This window comes from Streptomyces tibetensis (assembly GCF_040647715.1).
In the GTDB taxonomy this organism is placed as follows: Bacteria; Actinomycetota; Actinomycetes; order Streptomycetales; family Streptomycetaceae; genus Streptomyces; species Streptomyces tibetensis_A.
The window spans coordinates 291588-314176 of record NZ_JBEZCR010000004.1 but is presented as its reverse complement, the minus strand read 5'-3'; the positions used below and the strand labels follow the sequence as shown (position 1 = coordinate 314176).

At 72.3% G+C, this 22589-nt stretch carries 18 protein-coding genes, 1 tRNA gene and 1 pseudogene; 3 read left to right on the top strand and 17 right to left on the bottom strand.

The window, feature by feature from the left end:
• Window positions 1-11: 11 nt before the first annotated feature.
• Window positions 12-3965, top strand: a complete 3954-nt coding sequence (locus tag AB0B29_RS13050; RefSeq protein ID WP_362237916.1) for an SAV_2336 N-terminal domain-related protein — start codon at window positions 12-14, stop codon at window positions 3963-3965.
• Window positions 3966-4135: 170 nt separating this feature from the next.
• On the opposite strand, the gene AB0B29_RS13045 is transcribed toward AB0B29_RS13050, so the two are convergent.
• Window positions 4136-4209 (bottom strand) — tRNA-Pro (locus tag AB0B29_RS13045).
• Window positions 4210-4344: 135 nt separating this feature from the next.
• Between AB0B29_RS13045 and AB0B29_RS13040 the strand changes: the two genes are divergently transcribed.
• Both AB0B29_RS13040 and AB0B29_RS13035 read left to right on the top strand, forming a co-directional pair.
• Window positions 4345-5049 (top strand): transketolase, encoded by a 705-nt coding sequence (locus AB0B29_RS13040; RefSeq protein WP_362237913.1) that lies wholly within the window; start codon window positions 4345-4347, stop codon window positions 5047-5049.
• A 27-nt stretch (window positions 5050-5076) separates the two neighbouring features.
• Window positions 5077-5990, top strand: a pseudogene (locus AB0B29_RS13035) (transketolase family protein).
• Window positions 5991-6003: 13 nt separating this feature from the next.
• Here the strand turns inward: AB0B29_RS13035 and AB0B29_RS13030 are convergent.
• The 16 genes from AB0B29_RS13030 to AB0B29_RS12955 all read right to left on the bottom strand — a co-directional run bounded on the left by AB0B29_RS13030 (window position 6004) and on the right by AB0B29_RS12955 (window position 22589).
• Window positions 6004-6360 (bottom strand): MmcQ/YjbR family DNA-binding protein, encoded by a 357-nt coding sequence (locus AB0B29_RS13030; protein ID WP_362237910.1) that lies wholly within the window; start codon window positions 6358-6360, stop codon window positions 6004-6006.
• 30 nt (window positions 6361-6390) lie between these two features.
• Window positions 6391-6918: a GNAT family N-acetyltransferase gene (locus tag AB0B29_RS13025; protein WP_362237908.1), complete on the bottom strand. Its 528-nt coding sequence runs from the start codon at window positions 6916-6918 to the stop codon at window positions 6391-6393.
• On the bottom strand, window positions 6915-7490 hold the full coding sequence (locus tag AB0B29_RS13020) for a helix-turn-helix domain-containing protein (protein WP_362237905.1): 576 nt from the start codon (window positions 7488-7490) through the stop codon (window positions 6915-6917). The genes AB0B29_RS13025 and AB0B29_RS13020 overlap by 4 nt, the downstream gene beginning before the upstream one ends.
• 46 nt (window positions 7491-7536) lie before the next feature.
• Window positions 7537-8439: a LysR family transcriptional regulator gene (locus AB0B29_RS13015; RefSeq protein WP_362237902.1), complete on the bottom strand. Its 903-nt coding sequence runs from the start codon at window positions 8437-8439 to the stop codon at window positions 7537-7539.
• A gap of 26 nt (window positions 8440-8465) precedes the next feature.
• The gene (locus AB0B29_RS13010; RefSeq protein ID WP_362237900.1) at window positions 8466-9668 is read right to left on the bottom strand and encodes a glycine C-acetyltransferase; all 1203 of its coding nucleotides are present in this window, start codon (window positions 9666-9668) and stop codon (window positions 8466-8468) included.
• 35 nt (window positions 9669-9703) lie between these two features.
• Window positions 9704-10732, bottom strand: a complete 1029-nt coding sequence (tdh, locus tag AB0B29_RS13005; RefSeq protein WP_362237898.1) for an L-threonine 3-dehydrogenase — start codon at window positions 10730-10732, stop codon at window positions 9704-9706.
• Window positions 10733-10911: 179 nt separating this feature from the next.
• On the bottom strand, window positions 10912-11484 hold the full coding sequence (locus AB0B29_RS13000) for a GAF domain-containing protein (RefSeq protein ID WP_362237896.1): 573 nt from the start codon (window positions 11482-11484) through the stop codon (window positions 10912-10914).
• A 61-nt stretch (window positions 11485-11545) separates the two neighbouring features.
• Window positions 11546-12175: a GTP-binding protein gene (locus tag AB0B29_RS12995; RefSeq protein ID WP_362237893.1), complete on the bottom strand. Its 630-nt coding sequence runs from the start codon at window positions 12173-12175 to the stop codon at window positions 11546-11548.
• Window positions 12153-12524 (bottom strand): DUF742 domain-containing protein, encoded by a 372-nt coding sequence (locus tag AB0B29_RS12990; protein WP_362238693.1) that lies wholly within the window; start codon window positions 12522-12524, stop codon window positions 12153-12155. The genes AB0B29_RS12995 and AB0B29_RS12990 overlap by 23 nt, the downstream gene beginning before the upstream one ends.
• Before the next feature lie 2 nt (window positions 12525-12526).
• Window positions 12527-12958, bottom strand: coding sequence for a roadblock/LC7 domain-containing protein (locus tag AB0B29_RS12985; RefSeq protein ID WP_053671618.1), 432 nt, complete (start codon window positions 12956-12958; stop codon window positions 12527-12529).
• A 68-nt stretch (window positions 12959-13026) separates the two neighbouring features.
• Window positions 13027-15147 (bottom strand): ATP-binding protein, encoded by a 2121-nt coding sequence (locus AB0B29_RS12980; RefSeq protein ID WP_362237890.1) that lies wholly within the window; start codon window positions 15145-15147, stop codon window positions 13027-13029.
• Window positions 15148-15796: 649 nt separating this feature from the next.
• Entirely contained in the window at window positions 15797-17860 is a 2064-nt protein-coding gene (locus AB0B29_RS12975; RefSeq protein ID WP_362237887.1) for an FAD-dependent oxidoreductase, read from the bottom strand.
• Between the two features lie 6 nt (window positions 17861-17866).
• Window positions 17867-19462, bottom strand: a complete 1596-nt coding sequence (locus AB0B29_RS12970) for a class I tRNA ligase family protein (RefSeq protein WP_362237885.1) — start codon at window positions 19460-19462, stop codon at window positions 17867-17869.
• Window positions 19459-19863, bottom strand: coding sequence for a cupin domain-containing protein (locus AB0B29_RS12965; RefSeq protein WP_362237882.1), 405 nt, complete (start codon window positions 19861-19863; stop codon window positions 19459-19461). The genes AB0B29_RS12970 and AB0B29_RS12965 overlap by 4 nt, the downstream gene beginning before the upstream one ends.
• 57 nt (window positions 19864-19920) lie before the next feature.
• Window positions 19921-21276: a lysine N(6)-hydroxylase/L-ornithine N(5)-oxygenase family protein gene (locus tag AB0B29_RS12960; RefSeq protein WP_362237880.1), complete on the bottom strand. Its 1356-nt coding sequence runs from the start codon at window positions 21274-21276 to the stop codon at window positions 19921-19923.
• A gap of 11 nt (window positions 21277-21287) precedes the next feature.
• On the bottom strand, window positions 21288-22589 hold the full coding sequence (locus AB0B29_RS12955) for an MFS transporter (RefSeq protein WP_362237877.1): 1302 nt from the start codon (window positions 22587-22589) through the stop codon (window positions 21288-21290).

The window sequence follows — 22589 nt, the reverse complement described above, 5'->3', positions numbered from 1 at the left end:
ACGGCGCTTTGATGAGAGCTGTCTCGACGCTGAGTGCCGTAGCACCCCAGCTCGATGCCACGGGCCTCGCGGAGGCACTCTGGCTGGCGTCGCGCATGGGAACCGGCCCTCTTCCGGCGGGAACCGAGTCGGACGAGGCAGAGCCCGCGCCTCCCACCGCCGGAAAGGCGCTGGAGGATGCACGACCGCGTTCCGTCGACGGCGGGACGGCTCCCCGGTCGACCTCGCTCCCGTCTCCGCAACAGCAGACCCGTCCCCTGCACGAACGGCTGCCCGGCGTCGACTCCCCGGTCGCCGGGGACGCATTCGCCGCTCCCCGTCCCTCCGCGCTGCCCCTCGCGCTTCCTCTCACCAGGGCATTGCGCCCCTGGAAGCGGCCGTGGCCGACGGGGCGGCGCCATACGCTCGACCTCAGCGCCACCGTGGACGGCTACGCGCGCAGCGGGGAACTCCTTCCGGCGCTCACCCACGAGCCGGAACGCTGGTTCGACCTGACTCTCGTCGTCGACCGCTCCCCCTCCATGCAGGTGTGGCAAGCGACCGTCCAGGCGTTCGTGGACGTACTCGACCAGCTCGGCGCGTTCCGCACCCTTCAGGTCCGTGTGCTGCGCTTCGACCCCGAGAACGGCGTGGCACTGAGCGACCGGCAGGGAAGGCCGGTGTCGTCCGGGCAGCCCGGCTCGGCCGACGGCCGCCGACTGATCGTCGTCGTGTCGGACTGCGTCGCCGGAGCCTGGCGTGCACCCGAGGTGTGGCAGCGTCTGTGGGCCTGGTCCCGCACCGCGTCCCTCGCCCTGCTGAACCCACTGCCCACCAAACTCTGGCGCCGCACGGGTCTCGACCTGCCGACCACCCGTGTCACGCAGGCCACTCCCGGCGGCGGCAACAGCGGGCTGGCTTTCCGGCTCCCGTCTCTGATGCCGCGCGGCGAGGACGGTGCCGGCCGCGACCAGTGGCTCGCGGTGCCGGTGCTGTCCCTCTCCGTGCACTCCCTGGAGCGGTGGTCGCGGGCCATGATGCTCGGAGCGCCGGAGGGCTGTGCCGCCACCCTGGTTCCCTCCGCCGGGCGTCCTGACCCGGCCCGGGGCACGGGGGACGTACCGTCGTCGGCCGGCAGGGGGCCGGAGGCCCGCACCGAGGGCTTCCTGCGGACCGCCGCGCCCGCCGCCGCACGGCTCGCCGTGTTGTGCTGCACCTTCGACCGGCTGAGTCTCGACATGCTGCACGTGCTCCGCCAGGAACTGGTCCCCGAGGCCACGACCGCGAACGTCGCCGAACTGATCGCCTCCGGCCTGTTCGCCCTGCACGCGGACTCCGCCGGCGCGGTCGTCCTGGAAGCACAGCCGGAGATCCGCGCCCGGTTGGCGGCTGAACTGTCCGAACACGATGCTCTGCGACTGGGCCGAGCCCTCGGCCGTCATGTGACGGCGCGGCGGGAAGGGCGCGGGACCATGGCAATGGTGGCGGGCCGTACGGACGGCGACGACGGCGACCTCTTCGCTGAGGACCTTGCGGCGGAGTCGACGCCGGTGGGGCGGGCGCTGACGCGGACACTGGAGCTGCTGGGAGTACGCCGGACGCCGGAACCGTCGCCGGCAACAGGCGGCAGCCGCCCGTTGCCGGCGCTGACAGACCACGTGCCGGAGCCGGTGCCCGACGCGAGCCGGCTCGCGGCACAGGTGGTGACGGCCCTCCTCGCTTCCGACCTCGACTCCATGAGGGACGCCTTCGATGTGGCCTTGACGCTCCTGCGCCGACAGGGCATCGACGTGGACCCCGACGCCCTGTGGCGCCTGCTGGACGCCGAACGCTCGGGCCCGCGCCAGGGCCTGCCGAGCGGCCGGGAGCCGTGGCACCGTCGTGAAGTGCGTCCCCGCTACGAGACGTTCTGGGGGCGTTATGCGGCCCTGCTCGAACAGGCACCGAGCCGTACGACGTCTCAGACGTCCCTGCTCGACCAGGCCACGGACCGGCTGCTGGAAGAGCTCGTGGATCCGCGCAGTCGAGGACGGCGGCAGCGGGCGGGCGTGGTCATCGCTCCTGATCAGGCGTCGCAGTCCACGGTCGTCATCGGCCTGGCCGCCAAAGCACTGGACGCGGGCTACCGTCTGATCGTCGTTCTGACCGGACCGTTCCATGACGAGCGCCTGCAGACCCAACGGTTGATCGACGAGGGCTTGCTGGGCTTCGACACCGCCTATCAGACCGCGTACTCCCGCTACGACCCGCAGGTGGTGAGGCCCGTGGGCGTGGGCACCCTGCGGACGCACGAGCATCTGGAGATCGCCGCGCTCACCAGCACCACCAGCGACTTCACGACGCGCGGAGCCGCTCGTACGGACGCCGCTCCGGACGGCTCTCCCCTGATCTTCGTGATCAAGAAGAACAAGCGCGTGGTGGACAGTGTCCGTACCTGGCTCGTGCGACGGAGCCGGCGCATGGCCCCGGCGCCGGACCTTCCGCTCCTGGTGATCGACTCAGCCACCACGGGCAGGCCCTCAGCAGTGGATGACAGCGTCCTGCACCTGTTGTCACAGTTCTCGGTAGCGACCTACGTCAGCTTCGCCTTCGCGCCCTTCCTGCCGATCCCTGGTCCCGGGGGCGAGGAACGGCTGCGGTATCCCGACCACTTCGTGCACAGTCTGCCGATGCACCGCTGGGGCGAGGAGCCCGAGCCGATGACGGAGGAATGGCTGCCCCGCCTGTTCGAGGTCACCGACCAGGAGTGGTGGCTGCCCGCCCGCCATGACGCCACCCAGTCGGTGGGCAGGGATCTCCCGTCCTCCCTGCGGGAGGCCGTGCACGCGTTCGTGCTGGCCGGCGCGCTGCGGCGGGAGCGGGGACAGACACACATGCACCACTCCATGCTGGTCTCGGTGAGTCGGTTCACCGCCGTCCAGGCCCAGGTCCACGAGCAGTTGGCCGGGTACATGCGGTTCGTCGCCACCCGTCTGTCGGAACCGGGCAGCCGAGAGCTGCTGAACGAGTTCTACTCCCTGTGGCGGTCGGATTTCGCCCCGGAGGACATGCGCCCGGAGACAGCTGCGGAATCGGTCGCCTGGGCGCGCGCGTCGCGGCATCTGGCGACCGTCGCCCAGGAGATCCACGTGGTCCTGGTGAACAGCGGCTCGACCGGATTGCCCGCATGGCACGCACACCCCAAGGGTCTGAGCATCATGGCCGTCGGAGGTACGAAACTGGCACGGGGCGCAGTCCTGGAGGGGCTGACCGTCGGCTATTACCTGCGGGCCACCGGCACACCCGACACGCTGCTTCAGTTGAGCAGCGCCTTCGGTTACCGCACCGGCTACGAGGACGTGTGCCGCCTGTACGTGACGCCCGAGGTGCTGGGGCGTCGCCGGAACGCCGTGGAGCTCCACCCAGGGGCGCTGATCGAGCTCCGGCACTTCCGTCTGTCACCTCCTGTGGTCCGGCGCAACTTCCGGATGCTGGAGAGCTTCGTCCGTTCACTCGACGGGCTGGGCCCGGGCCCCCGGCCCGTGGACGGGGGGAACCTCGTGTGGGACGACGTCCCGACGGAGCGCGTGCTCACGGGATTCCTGGATCCCTACGTCCCCGCGCTTCCTCCGGCAGGGCAGGGAGAACCGATCAACGACCTCTCCACCTACGTGCGCAAGTGCGTGGCTCGCGGGGAGATGCAGCGCTGGGCAGTGCAGATCGCCAGCCCGGCGACCGGCCGGGGTGAGGTGGTCGTGGCCGGGCACAGCGTCCGGACGGCGGTGCGTCGCCCCGAGGACGTGTCCGAGGACGGCGTCTACCAGTTGAAGGCCCTGCACGACCGCCGCAACGACGAGGTTCACGGCATCGACGTACGACACGCGGATCAGCCTCTGCTGACGATCTACCTGATCGCCCCGGAACTACCCCTGGCGCGCGCTGCGGCTGCCCAACCCCTGGTCGGGTTCGCGGTGAGTCTCCCCCGCGCCAGGGTCGGGATCATGTAGCTGCCGCCCCGGCGGCCGGAGTGGCGCTGCACCCCCGGGTGTGGACCCCTCCGGACCGCGGGTAGGGCCGGACCGGCTCTTTGGCCGGTCCGCCATGACGGCCGTCTTCATGTCGGCCTGCACGAAAAGGGGCCTTCACAGGCTGCTGCCCGTGAAGACCCTTCGCACGGTCGGGACGACAGGATTTGAACCTGCGACCCCTTGACCCCCAGTCAAGTGCGCTACCAAGCTGCGCCACGTCCCGTTGCCCGTCTGACCTGGGGGTTCCCCCGGCCGAACGCGCAGGGAAACAATACCGCACTCGCACCGGTGATCGCGCATCCGTTTCCGAGGGACGCCGCTTGACCTCAAGCTTGGTTGAGGTTGCACGCTCGTCGTCATGACCGACGCGACACTGACGCACACGTACACCCATGGCGATCTGCCGGGGCTGATGAGCCTGATGACCGGCGACGAGAAGCACGGGCCGGCCGCGACGTCCACGCTGGACGCCCTGTGGGTCCTCTACGACCGGGTGCTGCGGGTGAGCCCGGAGAGCCGGGAGGACCCGGGGCGGGACCGGTTCCTGCTGTCGAAGGGGCACGGGCCGATGGCGTACTACGCCGTCCTGGCCGCCAAGGGCTTCCTGCCGGTGGAGTGGCTGCCCGGCTTCGGCTCGTACGACTCCCCGCTCGGCCACCACCCCGACCGCACGCTGGTGCCGGGGGTCGAGATCGGCAGCGGATCGCTGGGGCACGGGCTGCCCATCGCCGTCGGTACCGCGCTGGGGCTGCGTGCCCAGGGGCTCGACGAGCCGCGGGTGTGGGCGTTGATCGGGGACGCCGAGCTGGACGAGGGCAGCAACCACGAGGCGATCGCCTTCGCCGGGCCCGCCGGGCTCGACCGGCTGCACACGGTCGTCGTCGACAACGCCTCCGCCGCCTATGCGCGGCCCGGCGGGATCGCCGCCCGCTTCGAGGCGGCGGGCTGGTCCGCGCTGACCGTCGACGGCCGTGACCACGATGCCCTGTACGCCGCCTTCACCGCGCCGCACCCGGGCCGCCCGCACGTGGTCGTGGCCCGGGTCGAGCCGAAGTCCGCCTGATCCCTGCACCGAGAGGAACCCTCCCCCATGGACACCATGCGCGACCGTTTCGCCCCCGTCGTCCCCGGCTCCTCGACGAGGACCCCCGGGTGGCCGTGGTCCTCGCTGCGATCGGCACGGACGGCTTCGCGGCGGCCGCCCGCCGCCATCCCGGCCGGGTCGTCGACGTCGGCATCCGCGAGCAGCTCCTGGTCGGGGCGGCGGCGGGGCTGGCGCTGACCGGGCTACGGCCCGTCGTGCACACTTTCGCCAGCTTCCTCGTGGAGCGGCCCTTCGAGCAGGTGAAGCTGGACCTCGGGCACCAGGACGCGGGGGCGGTGCTGGTGAGCGCCGCCGCCTCCTTCGACTGGCCGGCCGGGGGCTACACCCACATGGCTCCCGGCGACGTGGCGCTGCTCGACACCCTGGACGGCTGGACCGTCCATGTGCCGGGTCACCCGGACGAGGCCGAGACACTGCTCAGGCACGCGGTCGCCGCGGGTGACGACAAGGTGTACGTGCGGCTGTCCGTCCAGGCCAACGGACAGGCACTGCCGGTCGACGGCGAGCACTTCCGTACGGTCCGCGAGGGACACTCCGGCGTGGTGGTCGCCGTCGGGCCGATGCTCGACGCCGTGCTCGCCGCCACCGAGGGACTCGACGTCACCGTCCTGTACGCGACCACCGTCCGACCCTTCGACGGCGCCGCCCTGCGCCGGGCCGCCGAGACGGCCGGGACGGACGTCGTCCTCGTCGAGCCCTACCTGGCGGGCACCTCGACGGCCGCCGCGAACGACGCGCTGTCGGATGTGCCGCACCGGGTCCTCGGACTGGGCGTGGGCCGTCGAGAGCTGCGGCGCTACGGGCAGATGGAGGAGCACGTCGCCGCCCACAGTGTCGACGCCCGGTCGCTGCGGGAGCGCATCGGGGGCTTCGTCGGGGCGGCGGCCGTCCGAGGGTGAGACCGGGCGGACGTCACTGCGCCGGCAGGCCGAGCCGGGGATGGGCCTCGAGGAGTCGGGCCGGGGCCGCCTGGCGCCAGGAGTCGGCCAGGATGTCGCGCAGTTCGGCCTCGTCCTCGATGGCGTCGAGCCGGGCCCGCACCCAGGCGAACTGGGACTCGTGGTCGGCGATCCAGAACTTCCCCGGCTCGGCGAGCACCAGCTCGTTCCGCTCCTCCTTGGGGCAGCGCACGGCGAGGGACGTCTCGTCCTCCGGCAGCGTGGCGAACATCTTGCCCGCGACCCGGAACGTGGGCATGCTCCAGGCGATCTTCTCCGTCGTGTCCGGCAGGGACAGGGCGATCCGTCGTACGTCTTCGGCATCCGGCATGGCAGGCACCGTATCGGCTCGCACTGACAATCACCTGGTGGGAGCCGGGGCCGGGATGTGCTTGTAGTAGATCGTCGTCGGCCGCAGCACCCCGCCGGGATCGGCCGCGTAGTCGGGGATCGCGCCGATCGGGATCCACCCGGCGGACCGGTACAGGCGCTCGGCGGGGCTGCCGGTCTCGGTGTCCAGGTGCAGGAGGCCGACACCGGCCGCCGCCGCCTCGGCCTCCGCCCCGGCCAGAAGCCCGCGGCCGAGACCGCGGCCACGGGCCGTCCGGTGCACCATCAGCTTCACGAGTTCGGCGCGGTGCCGGCTGTTGGTCTTGCCGGGGAAGGCCAGGCTCACGGTGCCGAGCACCCGCTCCCCCTCGCACACGGCCCAGACGGCGAGCCGGCCCGCGGCGACGTCCGCGGCCCGCTCCTCCCACCAGGCCAGGGCTTCCACCCGGGTGAGCGGGGCGAGGAATCCGACCGACGCGCCACCGTTGACCGTGTCGCACAACAGATCTGCCAACGTCTCCACGTGTTCCCGGAGCCGGGCCTCGTCCAGGCGGATCACGGCCGCACCACCGTCAGCAGATACCGCACGCCCTCGGGAGCGGCGCACCGGAACCGGGTCGGGCCCCACACGCGCAGCCTCAGGCAGTCCCCGATGGCGAGGTGGTGTTCGGTGTCCTCGGCGGTCACGTCCAGGGCCCCCTCCAGGATCCAGATGTGCTGCTCCAGCCCGGCCAGGGGCGGACGGTCGTAGGCGATGTCGGCGCCGGGCGAGAGGCGGGCCTCGATCAGCTCGCCGCGCAGGGCGGGGTGCGGGGGCGACACGGAGCGCCGGACGAAGCCGGAGGCCCGGTCCTGCCACACGGGCTGCCCGGCGGAGCGGACCACGGCCTCCGGTTCCGCCTCGACCTCGCTGAGCAGCTGGGACATGGTGCGTCCGTAGACGGCGCAGAGGCGGTTCAGGAGTGCGGCCGTCGGGCTGGTCTCCGCCCTCTCGGCCCGGGACAGGGTCGACCGGCTCACCCCGCTGCGGTCCGCCAACTCGCCCAGGGACCAGCCGTGTTCGGCCCGCAGCTCGGCCAGGCGTGCGCCCAGCCGGGCGTCGACCGGGTCCACTTCGTCGTCGCTTCTCATATGCGGGACGTTATCCCGCATATGAGACGGCTGGGTTACGGGGCGCTCACACCTCGGCCGCGGCGCCGAGCGCGTCCAGCACGGGGCGGATGAGGGGGTGCTCCTCGGCTCCCCTTCGGACGGCGGCGAAGACCCGACGGGTGGGGGGCGTCCCGTCGACGGGACGGACGACCACCCCGGCGAGGTCCATGCCGCGCAGCGCCGAGCGCGGTACCAGGGCGACACCCGCGTCGGCCGAGGCAAGGGCGACGACCGCGCGGAAGTCGTCCGAGGAGTGCTGCATACGCGGCTGGAACCCGGCGTTCTCGCAGGCCAGGACCACCACGTCATGACAGGGATTGCCGGGGTAGGGGCCGATCCAGGCGTCCTTGGCGAGTTCGGCGAGAGGGACCTGCGTCGCGTCCGCCAGACGGTGGGTGACCGGCAGGACCGCGTCGAAGGGCTCGGCGTACAGCGGTACGTGGGCCAGCCGCGGGTCGTCGGCCGGCGGGGCACCGCGGTACTCGACGGCGACCGCGACATCGACCTGCCGGTCCAGCACCATCGGCAGGCTGGCGTCGCCCTCGGCGTCCTGGACGCGGATGCGGATCCCGGGGGCCGACCGGGCGAGACCGGCCACGGCGGGCGCGACGACCAGGGCGATGCCGGTGGCGAAGGAGGCGACCGTGACGGTGCCGGCCGCACCCGAGCTGTACGCGGCGAGCTCGGCCTCGGCCCGCTCCAGCTGGGCGAGGACCGCGTTGGTGTGGTTGAGCAGGATCTCGCCGGCGGGGGTGAGCCGTACGCCCTTGGCGCCTCGCTCGACGAGCCGGTGGCCGGTCTCCTGCTCCAGGGCGGCGAGCTGCTGGGAGACGGCCGAGGGGGTGAGGAACAGCGCGGCGGCAGCCGCCGTCACCGTACGGTGGTCGGCCACCGCCCGGAGGATGTGGAGCCGCCGCGCTTCGATCATGCGATCGATTGTCTCAAACGCGCCCCTCAGGCCTGCCCGGCGTCCAGCTGGGCCCGGGCCGCCACGAAGGCGTCGACCGCGCGGTTGACGTCGTCCGTGGAGTGCGCGGCCGACAGCTGGACACGGATCCTGGCCTGGCCCTGCGGCACCACCGGGTACGAGAAGCCGATGACGTAGACGCCGCGCTCCAGCAGCAGCTCCGCCATGCGGCCGGCGACCGCCGCGTCCCCGATCATCACCGGGGCGATGGCGTGATCGCCGGGGAGCACGTCGAAGCCCTCCTCGGTCATCCGGCCGCGGAACAGGGCCGTGTTCTCGGCCAGCCGGACGCGCAGGTCGTCCGCCGACTCCAACAGGTCGATGACCTTGAGGGAGGCCGCCGCGATCACCGGGGCGAGCGTGTTGGAGAACAGATACGGCCGGGAGCGCTGGCGCAGCAGGGCGACGATCTCGGCGCGGGCGGCGACGTAGCCGCCGGAGGCTCCGCCGAGGGCCTTGCCGAGGGTGCCGGTGATGATGTCGACGCGGTCCATGACGCCGTGCAGCTCGGGCGTGCCCCGGCCACCGGGGCCGACGAAGCCGACCGCGTGGGAGTCGTCGACCATGACCATCGCGTCGTAGCGGTCGGCGAGGTCACAGATCTCGCGCAGCGGGGCGACGTAGCCGTCCATGGAGAAGACGCCGTCGGTGACGATCAGGCGGCGGCGCGCGTCGGACGCCTCCTTGAGACGGGTCTCCAGCTCGGCCAGGTCGCGGTTGGCGTAGCGCAGGCGGCGGGCCTTGGACAGCCGGATGCCGTCGATGATGGAGGCGTGGTTGAGCGCGTCGGAGATGACCGCGTCCTCCGGGCCGAGCAGCGTCTCGAACACGCCGCCGTTGGCGTCGAAGCAGGAGGAGTAGAGGATCGTGTCCTCCTGGCCGAGGAACGCCGACAGCCTGGCCTCGAGTTCCTTGTGCACCTCCTGGGTGCCGCAGATGAAGCGGACGGAGGCCATGCCGTAGCCCCAGCGGTCCAGGGCCTCGTGGGCGGCGGCGACGACCTCGGGGTGGTCGGCGAGCCCGAGGTAGTTGTTGGCGCAGAAGTTGAGGACCTCGCCGGGGCGGCCGCCCGCGGTGACGTTCACGGTGGCGGACTGCGGGGTGCCGATCACGCGCTCGGGCTTGTGCAGGCCGGCGGCGCGGATCTCGTCGAGGGTGGCGCGCAGGTCGTCGCGCACGGAGTCGAACATCGGGAAAGCTCCTAAGGTGCTCGCGGAGTGGGGGGTTACGCGGTCCAGTCGAGGATGACCTTGCCGCCGCGGCCGCTCGCCGCGTCCTCGAACGCCGCCTCGAAGTCGCGGTGGCTGTAGCGGCCGGTGATGACGGGCGCCAGGTCCAGGCCCGCTTCGAGCAGGACCGACATGGCGTACCAGGTCTCGAACATCTCGCGGCCGTAGATGCCCTTGATGGTGATCATCGAGGTGACGACCCGGGCCCAGTCGACGGGGAACTCCTGTGCGGGCAGGCCGAGCATGGCGATGCGGCCGCCGTGCGTCATGTTGGCGATCATGTCGCGCAGGGCCTCGGGGCGGCCGGACATCTCCAGGCCGATGTCGAAGCCCTCGCGCAGTCCGAGCGTGCGCTGCCCGTCGGCGATGGTCGAGCCGGAGACGTCGAGCGCCAGGCTGACCCCGATCTTGCGGGCCAGCTCCAGCCGCTCCGGGCTGACATCGGTGATCACGACGTTGCGGACGCCGGCGTGCTGGGCGACGGCGGCGGCCATCAGGCCGATGGGGCCTGCGCCGGTGATCAGGACGTCCTCACCGACGAGCGGGAACGACAGGGCGGTGTGCACGGCGTTGCCGAACGGGTCGAAGATGGCTGCCACGTCGAGGTCGACGGGCACCCGGTGCACCCAGACGTTGGCGGCGGGCAGGGCGACGTACTCGGCGAACGCGCCGTCCCGGCCGACGCCCAGCCCGACGGTGGCGCGGCACAGGTGCCGGCGCCCGGCCTGGCAGTTGCGGCACTTGCCGCACACCAGGTGGCCCTCGCCGCTGACGCGGTCGCCCACGGAGATGTCGGTGACGTCGCGGCCGGTCTCGACGACCTCGCCGACGAACTCGTGCCCGACCACGAGCGGGGTGCTGATCGCCTGCCGGGCCCAGCCGTCCCAGGCCCTGATGTGCAGGTCGGTGCCGCAGATGCCGGTGCGCAGCACCCTGATGAGCACGTCTTTGGGCCCGACGGTGGGTTCGGGGACGTCCGCGAGCCACAGCCCGGGTTCCGCCTTCTGCTTGACCAGCGCCTTCACCGCTACGGCTCCTGTGGGTGAGTCCCGGCTCCGGGCATGCCGAAGGAACCCCTGGGCCGGGAGAGGAGTGGGATCGCACTGCAATCTGCCGTACCGCGGCCTGCCGGTCCATCGAGGTTTTCTTAAGCGCCGCCGCAGCTTTCCTTCACGCCCCCAGGGGTCCGGTGGGAACCCCGGCGTCAGTAGGGCGGCAGGCCGTCGCGGCTCTCCAGCTCCACAACGAGCCGCGCGGCGTGTTCCTTGATCGTCGTCAGGCCGGGTTTCCCCCAGGGCCGCGGCGCGACGTCCGCCACGCTGACCGTGCCCAGCACCAGGCCCGTACGGTCGATGAGCGGTGCCCCCAGATAGGAGCGGATGCCGAACTCGTCGACCACCGGGTTGCCCGCGAACCGGGGGTAGTCGGCGACGTCCTCCAGGGCGAGGGCCTTGCGGCGCACCACCACATGGAGGCAGAAGCCGTGGTCGCGGGGCAGGGCACGGCCGAGGCGCGGGCTGGTCCCGTCGCTGCGCACGACCGGGGCGACGGCCGGCACGTGCAGGCCCGCGTAGAACTGCCCCTGTTCGCCGGGGAGGTTGACCATGGCGTACGGCGCCCCGGTGAGCTCGGCGAGGCGCTGCGCGAAGGCGTCGAGTGCGGGTTCGGGACGCTCCCCCAGGCCGAGGCCGCGCAGTCGGCCGGTGCGGGCGGGGGCCTCCTTGTCCTCGGGTGTGAGCAGTAGACGACCGGCCGGGCGCGGCGGGTCGTAGGTCATGGGCATGCTCCTGGGCTGTGGGCTTGTGTCATATAGGGACTCCCGGGCGGGTGTGTTGGGGTCATGTGTGGGCGCCATACCCCGTAGTGGGGGCCGGCGTGTGGGCGATGAGGTGGCGCACCAGGGTCAGCAGGGTCTGGACCCCGGAGCTGGAGATTCGCGCGTCGCAGCACACGACGGGGACGTCCGCGGACAGGTCCAGGGCACCGCGCACCTCCTCGGGGTGGTAGCGGTGGGCACCGTCGAACTCGTTGACCGCGACGATGAAGCCGAGGCCGCGCTGCTCGAAGAAGTCGACGGCCGCGAAGCACTCCTGGAGCCGGCGGGTGTCGGCGAGGATGACCGCGCCGAGCGCGCCCTCGCACAACTCGTCCCACATGAACCAGAACCGCTCCTGCCCGGGCGTGCCGAACAGGTACAGCACGTGCTGCGGGTCGAGGGTGATGCGGCCGAAGTCCATGGCCACGGTCGTCTCGAGCTTGTTCTCGATGCCGTCGAGGTTGTCGGTCGCGGCGCCGACGGTGGTGAGCAGCTCCTCCGTGCTGAGCGGCGCGATCTCGCTGACCGCGCCGACGAAGGTCGTCTTGCCCACGCCGAATCCGCCCGCCACCAGGATCTTCAGAGCGGTGGGGAACGGGTCTGCGGTGTGGCCCGGTCCGTCGGTGTAGTCAGAGCTGTCGTCGTAGTCCATCGAGCACTGCCTCCAGAAGGGCCCGGTCCGTCGGGTTGTGGTGGAACGCGGGGGGCTTGGTCGTCAGGGCCCCGCAGTCGACGAGGTCCGCCAGCAGCACCTTGGTGACGGCCACCGGCAGTTTGAGATGGGCGGCGACCTCGGCGACGGCGACGGGCACCCGGCACCGCTCGATCGCTTCCGCGTGTTCGGGGCCGAGATAGCCGAGGGGGGTCGCCCCGGTGGCCATCACCTGCGACACGAGGTCGAGCGCGACGGTCGGACGGGTGCGGCCGTTGCTGACCGTGAACGGCCGCACCAGCCGCCCGGCCGCGTCGTCGAGCCAGGGCCCGTCACCGGCCGCCGTCACGCTCAAGGCCTCATCGCCGGGGAATCGACGGACTGACGGGGGGCGGTCACCAGGTAGGGGCGGACGCTCTTGACCAGCATCGCCATCTCGTAGCCCAGCACGGCCGCGTCGGCCTCACGGCCGGCGAGCACGGCGAGGCAGGTGCCGGAGCCCGCGGTGGTGACGAACAGCAGGGTCGAGGCGAGTTCGACGACGACCTGCCGCACGTCGCCGCCGTCGCCGAAGCGGACACCGGCGCTACGGCCGAGGGAGTACAGGCCGGAGGCCAGCGCCGCCATGTGGTCGGCGCTGTCCGGGTCGAGGCCGTGCACGGACTTCACGAGCCCGTCGCAGGACAGGAGCACCGCGGCGGTCGTGTGCGGTACGCGCTGCACGAGGCCGCTCATCAGCCAGTCGAGGTCGGAAACGTGGGCGGTCGGCGCATCGCTCGCCATGGTGGATCGACTCCTTGGGGTACGAAGGTCTGGGGAGCGCTGGGGGTGGGGGTGGGTAGGGGGGATGGTCATCCGGCGGGTGCGCTCCCGTCCTGCCGGGTGGTGGTCGTGCGGTGGTCGGAACGGGATCCGGGCGCGGGCCTGTGCGAGGGGGACAGCTCCGAGGGGAGCGCCTCGAGGTGAACCGGCCGGACGGGCATCGGCTCCCTGGGGGCGGACCCGCCGGGCGCGGGGTCCGTCCGGGCCTGGCCTGGGTGGGCGGAGTCGATGCGGGCGGAGCCCATGTGTGCGGAGCCCGTGTGGGTCGGGTCCGTGCGGGAGGGCTCCTCGTGCTCCCGGTCCGGGTACCCGGACTCCATGTTCTGCTGGGCTTCCGCGAGGCTGATGCCGCGCTGGAAGGCCGCCATCAGACCCGGGTCGTGGCCCACGAGGTGGTCGGGGTCCTGGCGTGGCGTCGGGCCGTCGCGCAGCTGGGGTGCGATGTGCTCCTGGGCGCGTCGGCGGGGCAGTTGGGGTTTGCCCATGGTGCCGCGCACGGCGCTGCTACGGGGGGTGGGCAGCTCGGTGACGTTCTCGGCGAGCACGCGCCGGTCGTCGGGACCGATGCCGGGCCGTGCCTCGGCCGGGGTCGGACGCTCCCGACGGGCACCGCGCAGGGGCAGGGGCGCGGGCCTGCCCCCCGGAGCGTTCCCGCCCGGGGCTGGTTCTGCTTCCCGTTCGTGCCCGCGCGAGGCGCCGGGCGCCGGTGCCGCGAGCCGCATCGACGCCCCGGACCCGGACGCGGGCAGCTGGAGGGAGGGGGCCCCGCATTCGGTCCCCTCGACCGGCGACCGCGCCGTGGAGGTAGCACCGGCAACGACACTCGGCCCGGCTCCGGCTCCGGCTCCGGCCTGCCCGGCCGGTGGTCCCGCCACGGCCGGTCGCTCCGCAGCCGTTCCGCCCTGCGGCTGCCCCGCTCCCCCTGCGGCCCCCGCCTCCGCTCCCAGCAGCGCCTGCGGTACGACGAGCACCGCCTGCACTCCGCCGTAGATGTTGGTCTGGAGCCGGACGGTGATGCCGTGCCGACGGGCGAGCTGGGAGACGACGAACAGGCCGATGCGCCCGTCCGCCAGGAGCCGGGCGACGTTCACCTGGTCGGGGTCGGCGAGCAGCGCGTTCATCCGCGTCTGCTCCTCCAGGGGCATGCCGAGTCCGCGGTCCTCGACCTCGACGGCGAGCCCGGAGGTGACGAGGTTGGCGCGCAGCAGGACGTGGGTGTGCGGGGCGGAGAACACCGTGGCGTTCTCGACGAGTTCGGCCAGGAGGTGGATGACGTCGGCGACGGCGTGTCCCCGCAGCTGCCCGTCGACCGGCGGCACGAGCTTGACCCGCGAGTACTGCTCGACCTCGGCGATGGCCGAGCGCAGCACCTCGGTCATGGAGACCGGGTTGCTCCACTGGCGGCGCGAGACGGCGCCGCCGAGCACGGCGAGGTTCTCGGCGTGACGGCGGATGCGGGTGGCCAGGTGGTCGACGTGGAAGAGCCCCTTGAGCAGGTCGGGGTCCTCCATCTCGTTCTCCAGCTCGTCGAGGATGGAGATCTCGCGGTGCACCAGGGACTGCAGGCGCCGGGCGAGATTGACGAACACCTCGAGCTTCTGTTCGCTTCCGGCCTGGCTGGAGAGCTGGGAGGCCTGCACGACGGCGGTGACGGCGCCGTCGTGTGCGCGGGACAGATCGGCGGCGAGGAGGTCGAAGTCGTCGGCGTCCTCCGGGGGAGCGCCGGTCCGGCTCTGCGGTGCGAGCTGCGGCGGGCCGTCGCCGCGGCGCAACGTCTCGACGAGGGTGCGCAGATCGGCCTCGCGCCGGGCGGTGCCGCGGCGCAGCACGCCGATGCGGTCGTGCACGGAGCGGGCGGCCCGGTCGGCGGCCACGGCGGCGACGACGATGCCGACGAGGGCCACGAAGACCGCGCCGCCGAGCACCGCCCACAGGGTGGGGCCCGGCCGCGTTCCGGTGGACCGGACGGTGAAGAGAACGGCGGCGCAGCCGCTGAGTGCGACGGCGACGGGGGGCAGGACCGCGAGCCGCAGCAGCTGGGGCCGTATATGGGTCTCGGGCAGCGTGGGTGCGGTACGGACGGCGGGGCGCCCGTGCCGCCCGCCCTCACGGCGGTCTGCGCGCGCGGCCGGTGCGCGGAGGTGAGACATCGGTGTCCTCGTGCTGGTACGTCGGGCCTGGGTGCCAGGGGGGCTCACGGGGGTGCGGCCGGGTTCGCGGGGCCGCTTGCGCACGCCCCGGGCCGTGCGCCCGGACCCCCCTCGCTTCCGTCCCGTCCCGGCGCCACCGGGGCCCGCGTGCCGGCCCGGACCATGGGCCCCGGCGCCACGCGCGCCGACGGCGGCCGAACCCGCGCCACCGACGGCGGCGGTCGCGTCACCGGCCCGGGCACCCGGGCCCGACGCACCCGGGTCACCGGCCCGCGCACCCGGGTCGCCGGCCGCGCCCGGGCCGGCGTCGGTGGCGCGCGGGCAGCGGGGATCCCCGTCGCGTCGACTCCCTCGTCCGCCCTGCGCCTGCACCTGCCGACCCCCCGCTCTGTGATCCGTCCTGTTTCCCGACGGCCACTGACAGTAGTCGCCAGCGCATCATGTGCGGTGGGCAGTTGACAAACTCATACGGTGAGCGTCCCGCTCTGGTATGAGGTCTCGTACGACAGACCGATAGCACCTCGCCGCATCCGACCATGAACATCAAGGGATCGATCCGACCTGGTCAGAAGCGGTCACGCAGAGGCGGCGAGGGCCGGGGAGCCTCTCGCTCCCCGGCCCTCGCCGCCGGTCCGCCGGACCCCCCGGGTCAGCTCGCCGGAAGCGCCTCCGAGCCCTCCGCCCTCTTCCCGACCTTCCCCTCTTCGTCACTCACCGTATCGGCCTGGCCATGGCTGCCGCTGCCGTTGCGGCCTTGAGCGCGGCAGGCGCGGTCGGCCAGCTCGGCCGCCGTCTCGGCCGCCGCCGGGGCCGCCTTGAACCCGGAGCCCGACCAGCCCGCCGCCACCACGGTGCGCGGAAGGCCGGGCACGGATCCCAGCAGAGGTGCCGGACTGACGTACAGATCGCGGCCGCGCACGCTGGTGAGCGCCTTCGCCCCGGTCAGGAACGGCAGCCGCGGACCTGCCCGTTCCCTGAGGGCGTCGATCTGAGCTGACGTCAGGCCGGTGTCGGCGGCGGGCGGCACGTTCCACTCCTCGACCGGGAATCCGGCCAGCACCGCGTCCAGTCCGTCGGGCCGCGCCCACATCCCGGTGGTCAGGTCGACCAGCGCGGGAAACGGGTCGCCGCGCATGCCGGACGGTCGCTCGAAGATCGCGTACTGGATTCGCTTGGTGCGGGCGGTGTGCCCGGCCGGCCAGTGCTCACCGAGCAGTTGCGGTGTGCCGCAGCCCGCTGCCAGTACCGCCGCCGCCACGCGCAGGTGACCGTCCACGACGACTGCGGAACCGGAGTCGTCGGCCAGCGTCCGTACCGCGGTGCCGTGCACGATGTGCGCCCCGGCACGGCGGGCCCGGTCCGCCATCGCCGCCAGCGCCACGGCCGCCACCGCGTACCCGCCGCCCGGCTCCCACACCGCGCCCTCGAGACCTCCGCCGTCGATCAGCGGCCAGCGGCGGGTCACGTCGTCGATGTCCAGGACCTCGGCGGCGAGGCCCCCGGCGACCAGGTCGGCGACTCCTTCGACCGCGGCGGCCCTGCCCCCCGGACCGAACAGGACCAGCGCGCCGGTCCTGCGGAAACCATGGGCGGCCGCCCGCTCTTCGCGGCCCCACAAGAGCTGGAAGGATCTGATCGCCCGGGCCCGCTCGGCGGGGTCGGCCTCGAACGCCCGCACCAGTGCCCCGGACACCGTGCTCGCGGCGTCTCCTCCGCCGTCCAGCAGCGCCACCGACCTTCCACGCTCGGCGAGTTCGGCCGCCGTCGCCCTGCCGACCACGCCCGCTCCCACGACTGCGACGTCGTAGGAACCCCGAGTCGTGGGAGGGACGGCGACGGGCACCACCTCCCAGCCGGCGCCGGGTGAGCTGTCCACCGGCTCGCCTCGTGCGTCCAGTGCACAGGCCAGTTCGCCCCGCACGGTCTCCACCAGCCGCTCGCCACGACGCTCCGGATGCTTGCCGAGAGCCCCCGCCAACGCCGCGCAGGCCGCCACGACCCGTGCCGCGGGCCCTCCGGCGAGCCGGGCGACCCGCACGCCCTCGACGGCGGCCCCCGCGAGCTCGGCGAACTCGGGGATGTCGCAGTCGTCGGTCGCTACGATCCACCGTCCCCGCTCCCGTGGCGTACGGCTTCGCAGCAGCGAGGCCGCCCCGTGGTGGACACCACAGAGCGCGACCGCCGTTCCCGAGGCCGCGCTCCAGCTGGAGTGCACACCCACCGACAGCTCCGGCTCGGCGGCCTCCCGCAGCAGTCCGGCGAGACGCAGCCCGTAGCCGCTCCCGTCGTGCACCACCTCCAGGCGCTCGTGCCCCTGCTCGCGGCAGGCAGCCACCACGGCCGCGGCCTGCCCGGCGTCGTCGGAGCACAACCTCAGCGCGAGGCCACCGGACCCGTCGAGCAGCCCGGGTGCCGTGGCGAGCGGCAGCAGCACCGGCAGCCGGTGCTCCCGGTAGACCGGCAGGGCGTGGCCGGCGCCGAGGCTGTTGAAGTGGCCGACGACCGCGGCGAACCCGCCGTCGGTGACGATCTCGTCCGCCCTGACCCGGCCCTGCTCCGCGTCTCCCTGATCGTCGAAGAACTCCCATGCGACCGGGGCCCGGCGCACCGCGTCGACCGCGCTGCTCAGGAGCTCGCCCCAGGCGGCGCGTGGCCCGCTGAAGGGCCCCACCACGGCCACCCGGGGGTGCCGGCGCGCATCCCGTCCTCGCATCGGCCGTCAGCTCCCGAAGATCGGGCCGTCCGGCAGCGCGAGCACCGTCCCAGCCGGGGGCGGGGTCAGTGCCGCCGCGTCCACGCGCCGCCCCGGGTCCCACCCCAGGGCCTCGCTCAGCCGGGCGGCGCCCATGGGAACGATCGGGGCCGCCCAGGCGGCCAGCGCCGACGCCACGGCGAGTTCACCGCTGAGGGCGGCCCGGTACGCGTCGCGGCCCGCCGGGCGTTCCCGCTCGTGGCGGTGGACATGTCCGAAGTCGGCCCCGCAGCACACGACTTCATCGAGGAGAGCGACCGCGCGGCGGGTGTCGAAACCCTCGACCGAGTACGCCTCGCGCAGCTCGTCGCAGAGGCGGACGAGGCGCGCCTCGAGCAGCTCCCAGCCGTCGGCTCCCGCCGGTCGCTGGGCCGGGGCGACGCCGCCCGTCTCCACGCGTACGGCCTCCACCAGGCGCTTCAGCCAGTCGTTCCACACGGAGTCGAGATGCCGGCGAGCCCTGACCAGGTCGCTGCGGCTGAAGTTGGTCTGGCGGCCGTTGGGCCGGTCGCGCAGCACGTGGAAACGCAGGGCGTCGGCGCCGCCCTCCTTCAACGCCTCCAACGCCCACACCGCGTGCCGGCGGCTCGTGGAGAACTTCTTTCCCTCCAGCCGGTAGAACTCGTTGACGACGAACGCCCTGGCCAGCGGCATCTCCGGGTCCCAGGCCATGAAGAGCGCCGGGAAGAGGACCGCGTGGAAGTAGCCGTTGTCGAAGCCGAAGAACTGGACGGGACCGACGGAGGGCCGGGCGGAGTCGGGATCGCACTGAAGGAGGTACCCGGGCGCCATCTCGAACCACACGAAGGTCCGCTGGTCCTCGAAGCCGGGCACGGTCACCGGGACACCCCAGCCGGAGGGGTGACTGACCGCGATCTCCGGCATGCCGTCCCCGAGCATCCGCTCGCACAGCGCGCGCAGGTGCGGCGGCATCGGCGTGTCCCGCCAGAAGCGGGCGAGCCGGTCGGCGAAGGGCGCCAGCGGCAGGTAGAGGCGGGTCTGCGGACGCAGCTCGGCCGCCGCGCCGCACACGACGCAGTGCGGATCGACGAGGTCGCCGCAGTCGTTGGGACGGCCGCACGGCTCGCAGGCGTTGCCGTTGGAGCTGCTGCCGCAGTGCGGGCATCCTCCGGTGACGTACGCCTCGTAGAGCCAGCGGTCACAGGGCACGCAGTAGGGGAGCGGCCGAGTGCGGGGTACCAGCACTCCGTTGTCGTACAGCTTCTGGAAGAAGGCCTGCACGAACTCGGCGTATCCCGGGTCGCGGCGCGGCGCGACCAGCCGGTCGAAGTCTGCTCCGGCGAGTTCCCACCCTCGGGTGATCCGCTCGCCGTTGAGGTCGGCGACCTCCTCGCCGGTGAGCCCGTCGAGTTCCCCGCGCACGGCGACGTAGCTCTGGTGGTCGTCGAGTCCACTGGTCATCAGGACGCGCTCGCGCTCGGCGAGGGTGAAGCGGCGCAGCACGTCCGCGCCGAGGTAGGGGCCCGCCAGGTGGCCCACGTGCAGTTCACCGTTGGGCGTCGGCGGAGTCGCGGTGATCCAGGTGAAGGCGGACGCGCTCATGCCTCGTCCCCGTTCTTCGGGTTCTCGGAGTTGTGCGAGTTCTCGGGATTCTGCGGGTTCTTCGGCTCGTGCAGGGGCCAGTAGAAGGAGACCCAGCTGAGGCCGGTGTCACCGGAGTTGTGCACGACGTGGGCCTGGTTGCGGGGAATGACCAGCACCGTGCCCGCGCCGATGGCGGCGCTCTCCTCACCGACGTCGACCGTGCCGCGGCCGCCCAAGGTGATCATCACCTCGTCCTGGTCGTGGCAGTCGGGCGCGGAGCTGTCTCCTGCGGGGAGGAAGCAGGCCATGGCGCCGAAGGGCGGCTCCTCGCCCTGTCCGGCCCAGGGCACCAGACGCTGGCAGGCCATGCCGAACTCCTGGGCCGCGTTCTCTTCGTGGATACGGAACGTCCTGATCATGTGCCTCTCGTTCTGTCAGCACGTGCTTGTGGGGCGTCCATCGGTCCTGGTCGGGCGTCAGTAAGCCCTGACCGGGGCGGCGTCCTGCCGCGCGACGGCCGGGTTCACCGCGCGTCCTGCGCGTTCCAGCACGGAGTCGAGGACCTCGCCGGCCCGTACGGCGGCGTTGGACAGCAGTGAGGAGGTGATGCCGTGGGAGTGCTCGGTGGCTCCGCAGAGGTACACGCCCGCCTCGGTGTCGGCCACGGTGGCGACCCGGTACTCACGCTCGACGAGCAGCCTGCCCTCCGCATCGCGGCGCAGCAGGTCCCCGGCGGGACCGAGCAGGTCCAGCGGGTCGGCCGCCCGATAGCCGGTGGCGCACACCAGCAGATCGGCCTCCAGGTCGGTGGTGCGGCCCGTGGGCAGGTGATTGATCGTCAGCTTCACCGAGTCGTCGGACTCCTGGACGTCGCGCATCACCGAGACGTTGTGCAGGCGCAGGCGCTCGACTCCGACGATCTTGTCCTGGTAGATCCGGCGGTACATCTCCTCGATGAGGTCGACGTCCACGACGGAGTAGTTGGTGTTGGCGTGGTAGCCGAGGAGCGAGCCCTTCACCTGCGGCGGCGCGCCGTGGAAGTCGTCGACGGCCGAGGGATCGAAGATCCGGTTGGCGAAGGGGCTGTCGTCGGCCTGGCTGTAGCCGAACCGGGAGAAGACCGCGTGCACTTCGGCGGCCGGATAGGCGCGGTGCAGGTGGTCGGCGACCTCGGCGGCACTCTGCCCGGCGCCCAGGACGACGAACCGGCGTGGTGTGCGCCCCGACGCGTCCAGCCGCGCGAGGTCGCGCAGCGTGGTCGAGCTGTGCCGTACGTGTGCGGAGACCTCGAGCCCGCTGGGCATACGAGGGATCAGGCCCGGGGCGAGCACCAGGTTGCGGGCCTTCCTGACGGTCGGATCGCCCGTGCCCGCGTCGCGGGCGATGACCTCGAAGTGGGTGACGACCCCGTCCTCGGTGACCGGCCGGGCGGAGACCATCTCGTGGCCGTAGCGGACCAGGTGGTCCAATTGCCCCGCACACCAGGAGAGGTAGTCGTGGAACTCCACGCGGGAGGGGTACAGGACCTTGTGGTTGATGAAGTCGACGAGCCGGCCCCGGGCGTGCAGATACGGGACGAAGCCGAAGCGGCTGACCGGATTGCGCATCGTCGCGAGGTCCTTGAGGAAGGCCACCTGCATGGTGGCGCCCTCGATGAGCATGCCGCCGTGCCAGTCGAACGCGGGTTTGCGTTCGAGGAACTCCGCGGTGAGCGGGACTGTGCCGCTGGTCTCGTTGTGCTCGGTGACCGCGATCGCCAGTGCCAGGTTGGCCGGGCCGAACCCCACGCCCAGTACGTCGACAACGGGGCTGTCCGTCCGCGACGAATCCATGTGTTTCCCTTTCAGTCTTGTGCCGGACGCCCCACGAGTTCGGAGCCCTCCCCGTCGATCGCGGCCCGCTCCCGGGCGCGTGCGACCAGGACGGTGCGGTACTTGAGGATGATCACGACTCCGAAGACGCCGTACAGCGCCGCGACACCCCAGCGCGAGACGACCGCTCCGAGGGTCATGCACAGCGAGGCGATGAGCAGGGCCAGACGGACGTTGAGGTTGAAGATCGCCATGTACTTGGTGCGCGACTGCTCGGGGACCAGGTCGGCCAGCATGGTCTGCTGCACGGGCACGTTGAGCAGCTCACCGACGGTGAGGACCAGCATGGCCACGAGCAGGACCCAGCCGTTGCCCGACACGGCCATCACCATGTAGCCGGCGGTGAACAGGATCACGCCGGCGTACAGCCGCGGACCGTCGCTCATCCGGCGCAGCACGCGGTGGACGACCAGGGCGAGCAGGACCACCAGGAGCGTGTTCTCGGCGCGCAGGATGCCCAGGATCTCGACGCCGTTGACGGTCGCGTCCCAGGATCCGAGGCTGAACAGCCGCTGTTCCGCGAAGGTCTCGCTGACCCGTACGTTGATGTAGTAGTTGATCTGTACTTCGATGGCCATCCGGAGGGTGGCCGCGATGAGAAGCGCCGAGAAGAGCCGGTCGGCCAGGACCGCGCGGTATCCGGAGGCGAAGCTGCGGACGTAGGCGCGCGCCGATTCGGACTTCTGCGCGACCGTGTCGTCGGGAGCCGTCTCGCTGATCTTGAAGAAGGTGACCAGGAGCACGGCGAGCGATCCGGCGGCGACGGCCGCGAGCATCTGGGGGAAGTAGTCCCCGTACAGGAAGCCCCCGATGAGGACACCGCAGGCGAGGGCGAGGTTGATCGACCAGTAGTTGATCGTGTAGACGAACTGCCGTGACTCGGGGGTGCTGACGTCGACGACCATGGCGTCGTTCGCCGGCACCGCGAGGTTGGAGGCGAGGCTCGCGGCGAGGAAGCCGGCGTAGATGACGCCGGCGTTCTCCCACCAGGGCATCGCGGCGGCTGCCATCGTCACGTACGCGACGACGACACCCGCCTCACCCGCCAGCAGCAGCGGGCGGCGGCCGTGGATGTCGGCCAGGTAACCACCGATCAGCGATCCCGACACCTCGCACACGGCGATGACCAGGACCATCGCACCCGCCGCCGCAACACCGAACCGCTGGGCCAGGAACACGGTCATCAGGGGCATGACCATGACGTGGAGGAAGCGCTGCACGGATCCCACGACGATGCGGACGCGGAGGTTGGGGTGCAGAGACCGGAACTTCAT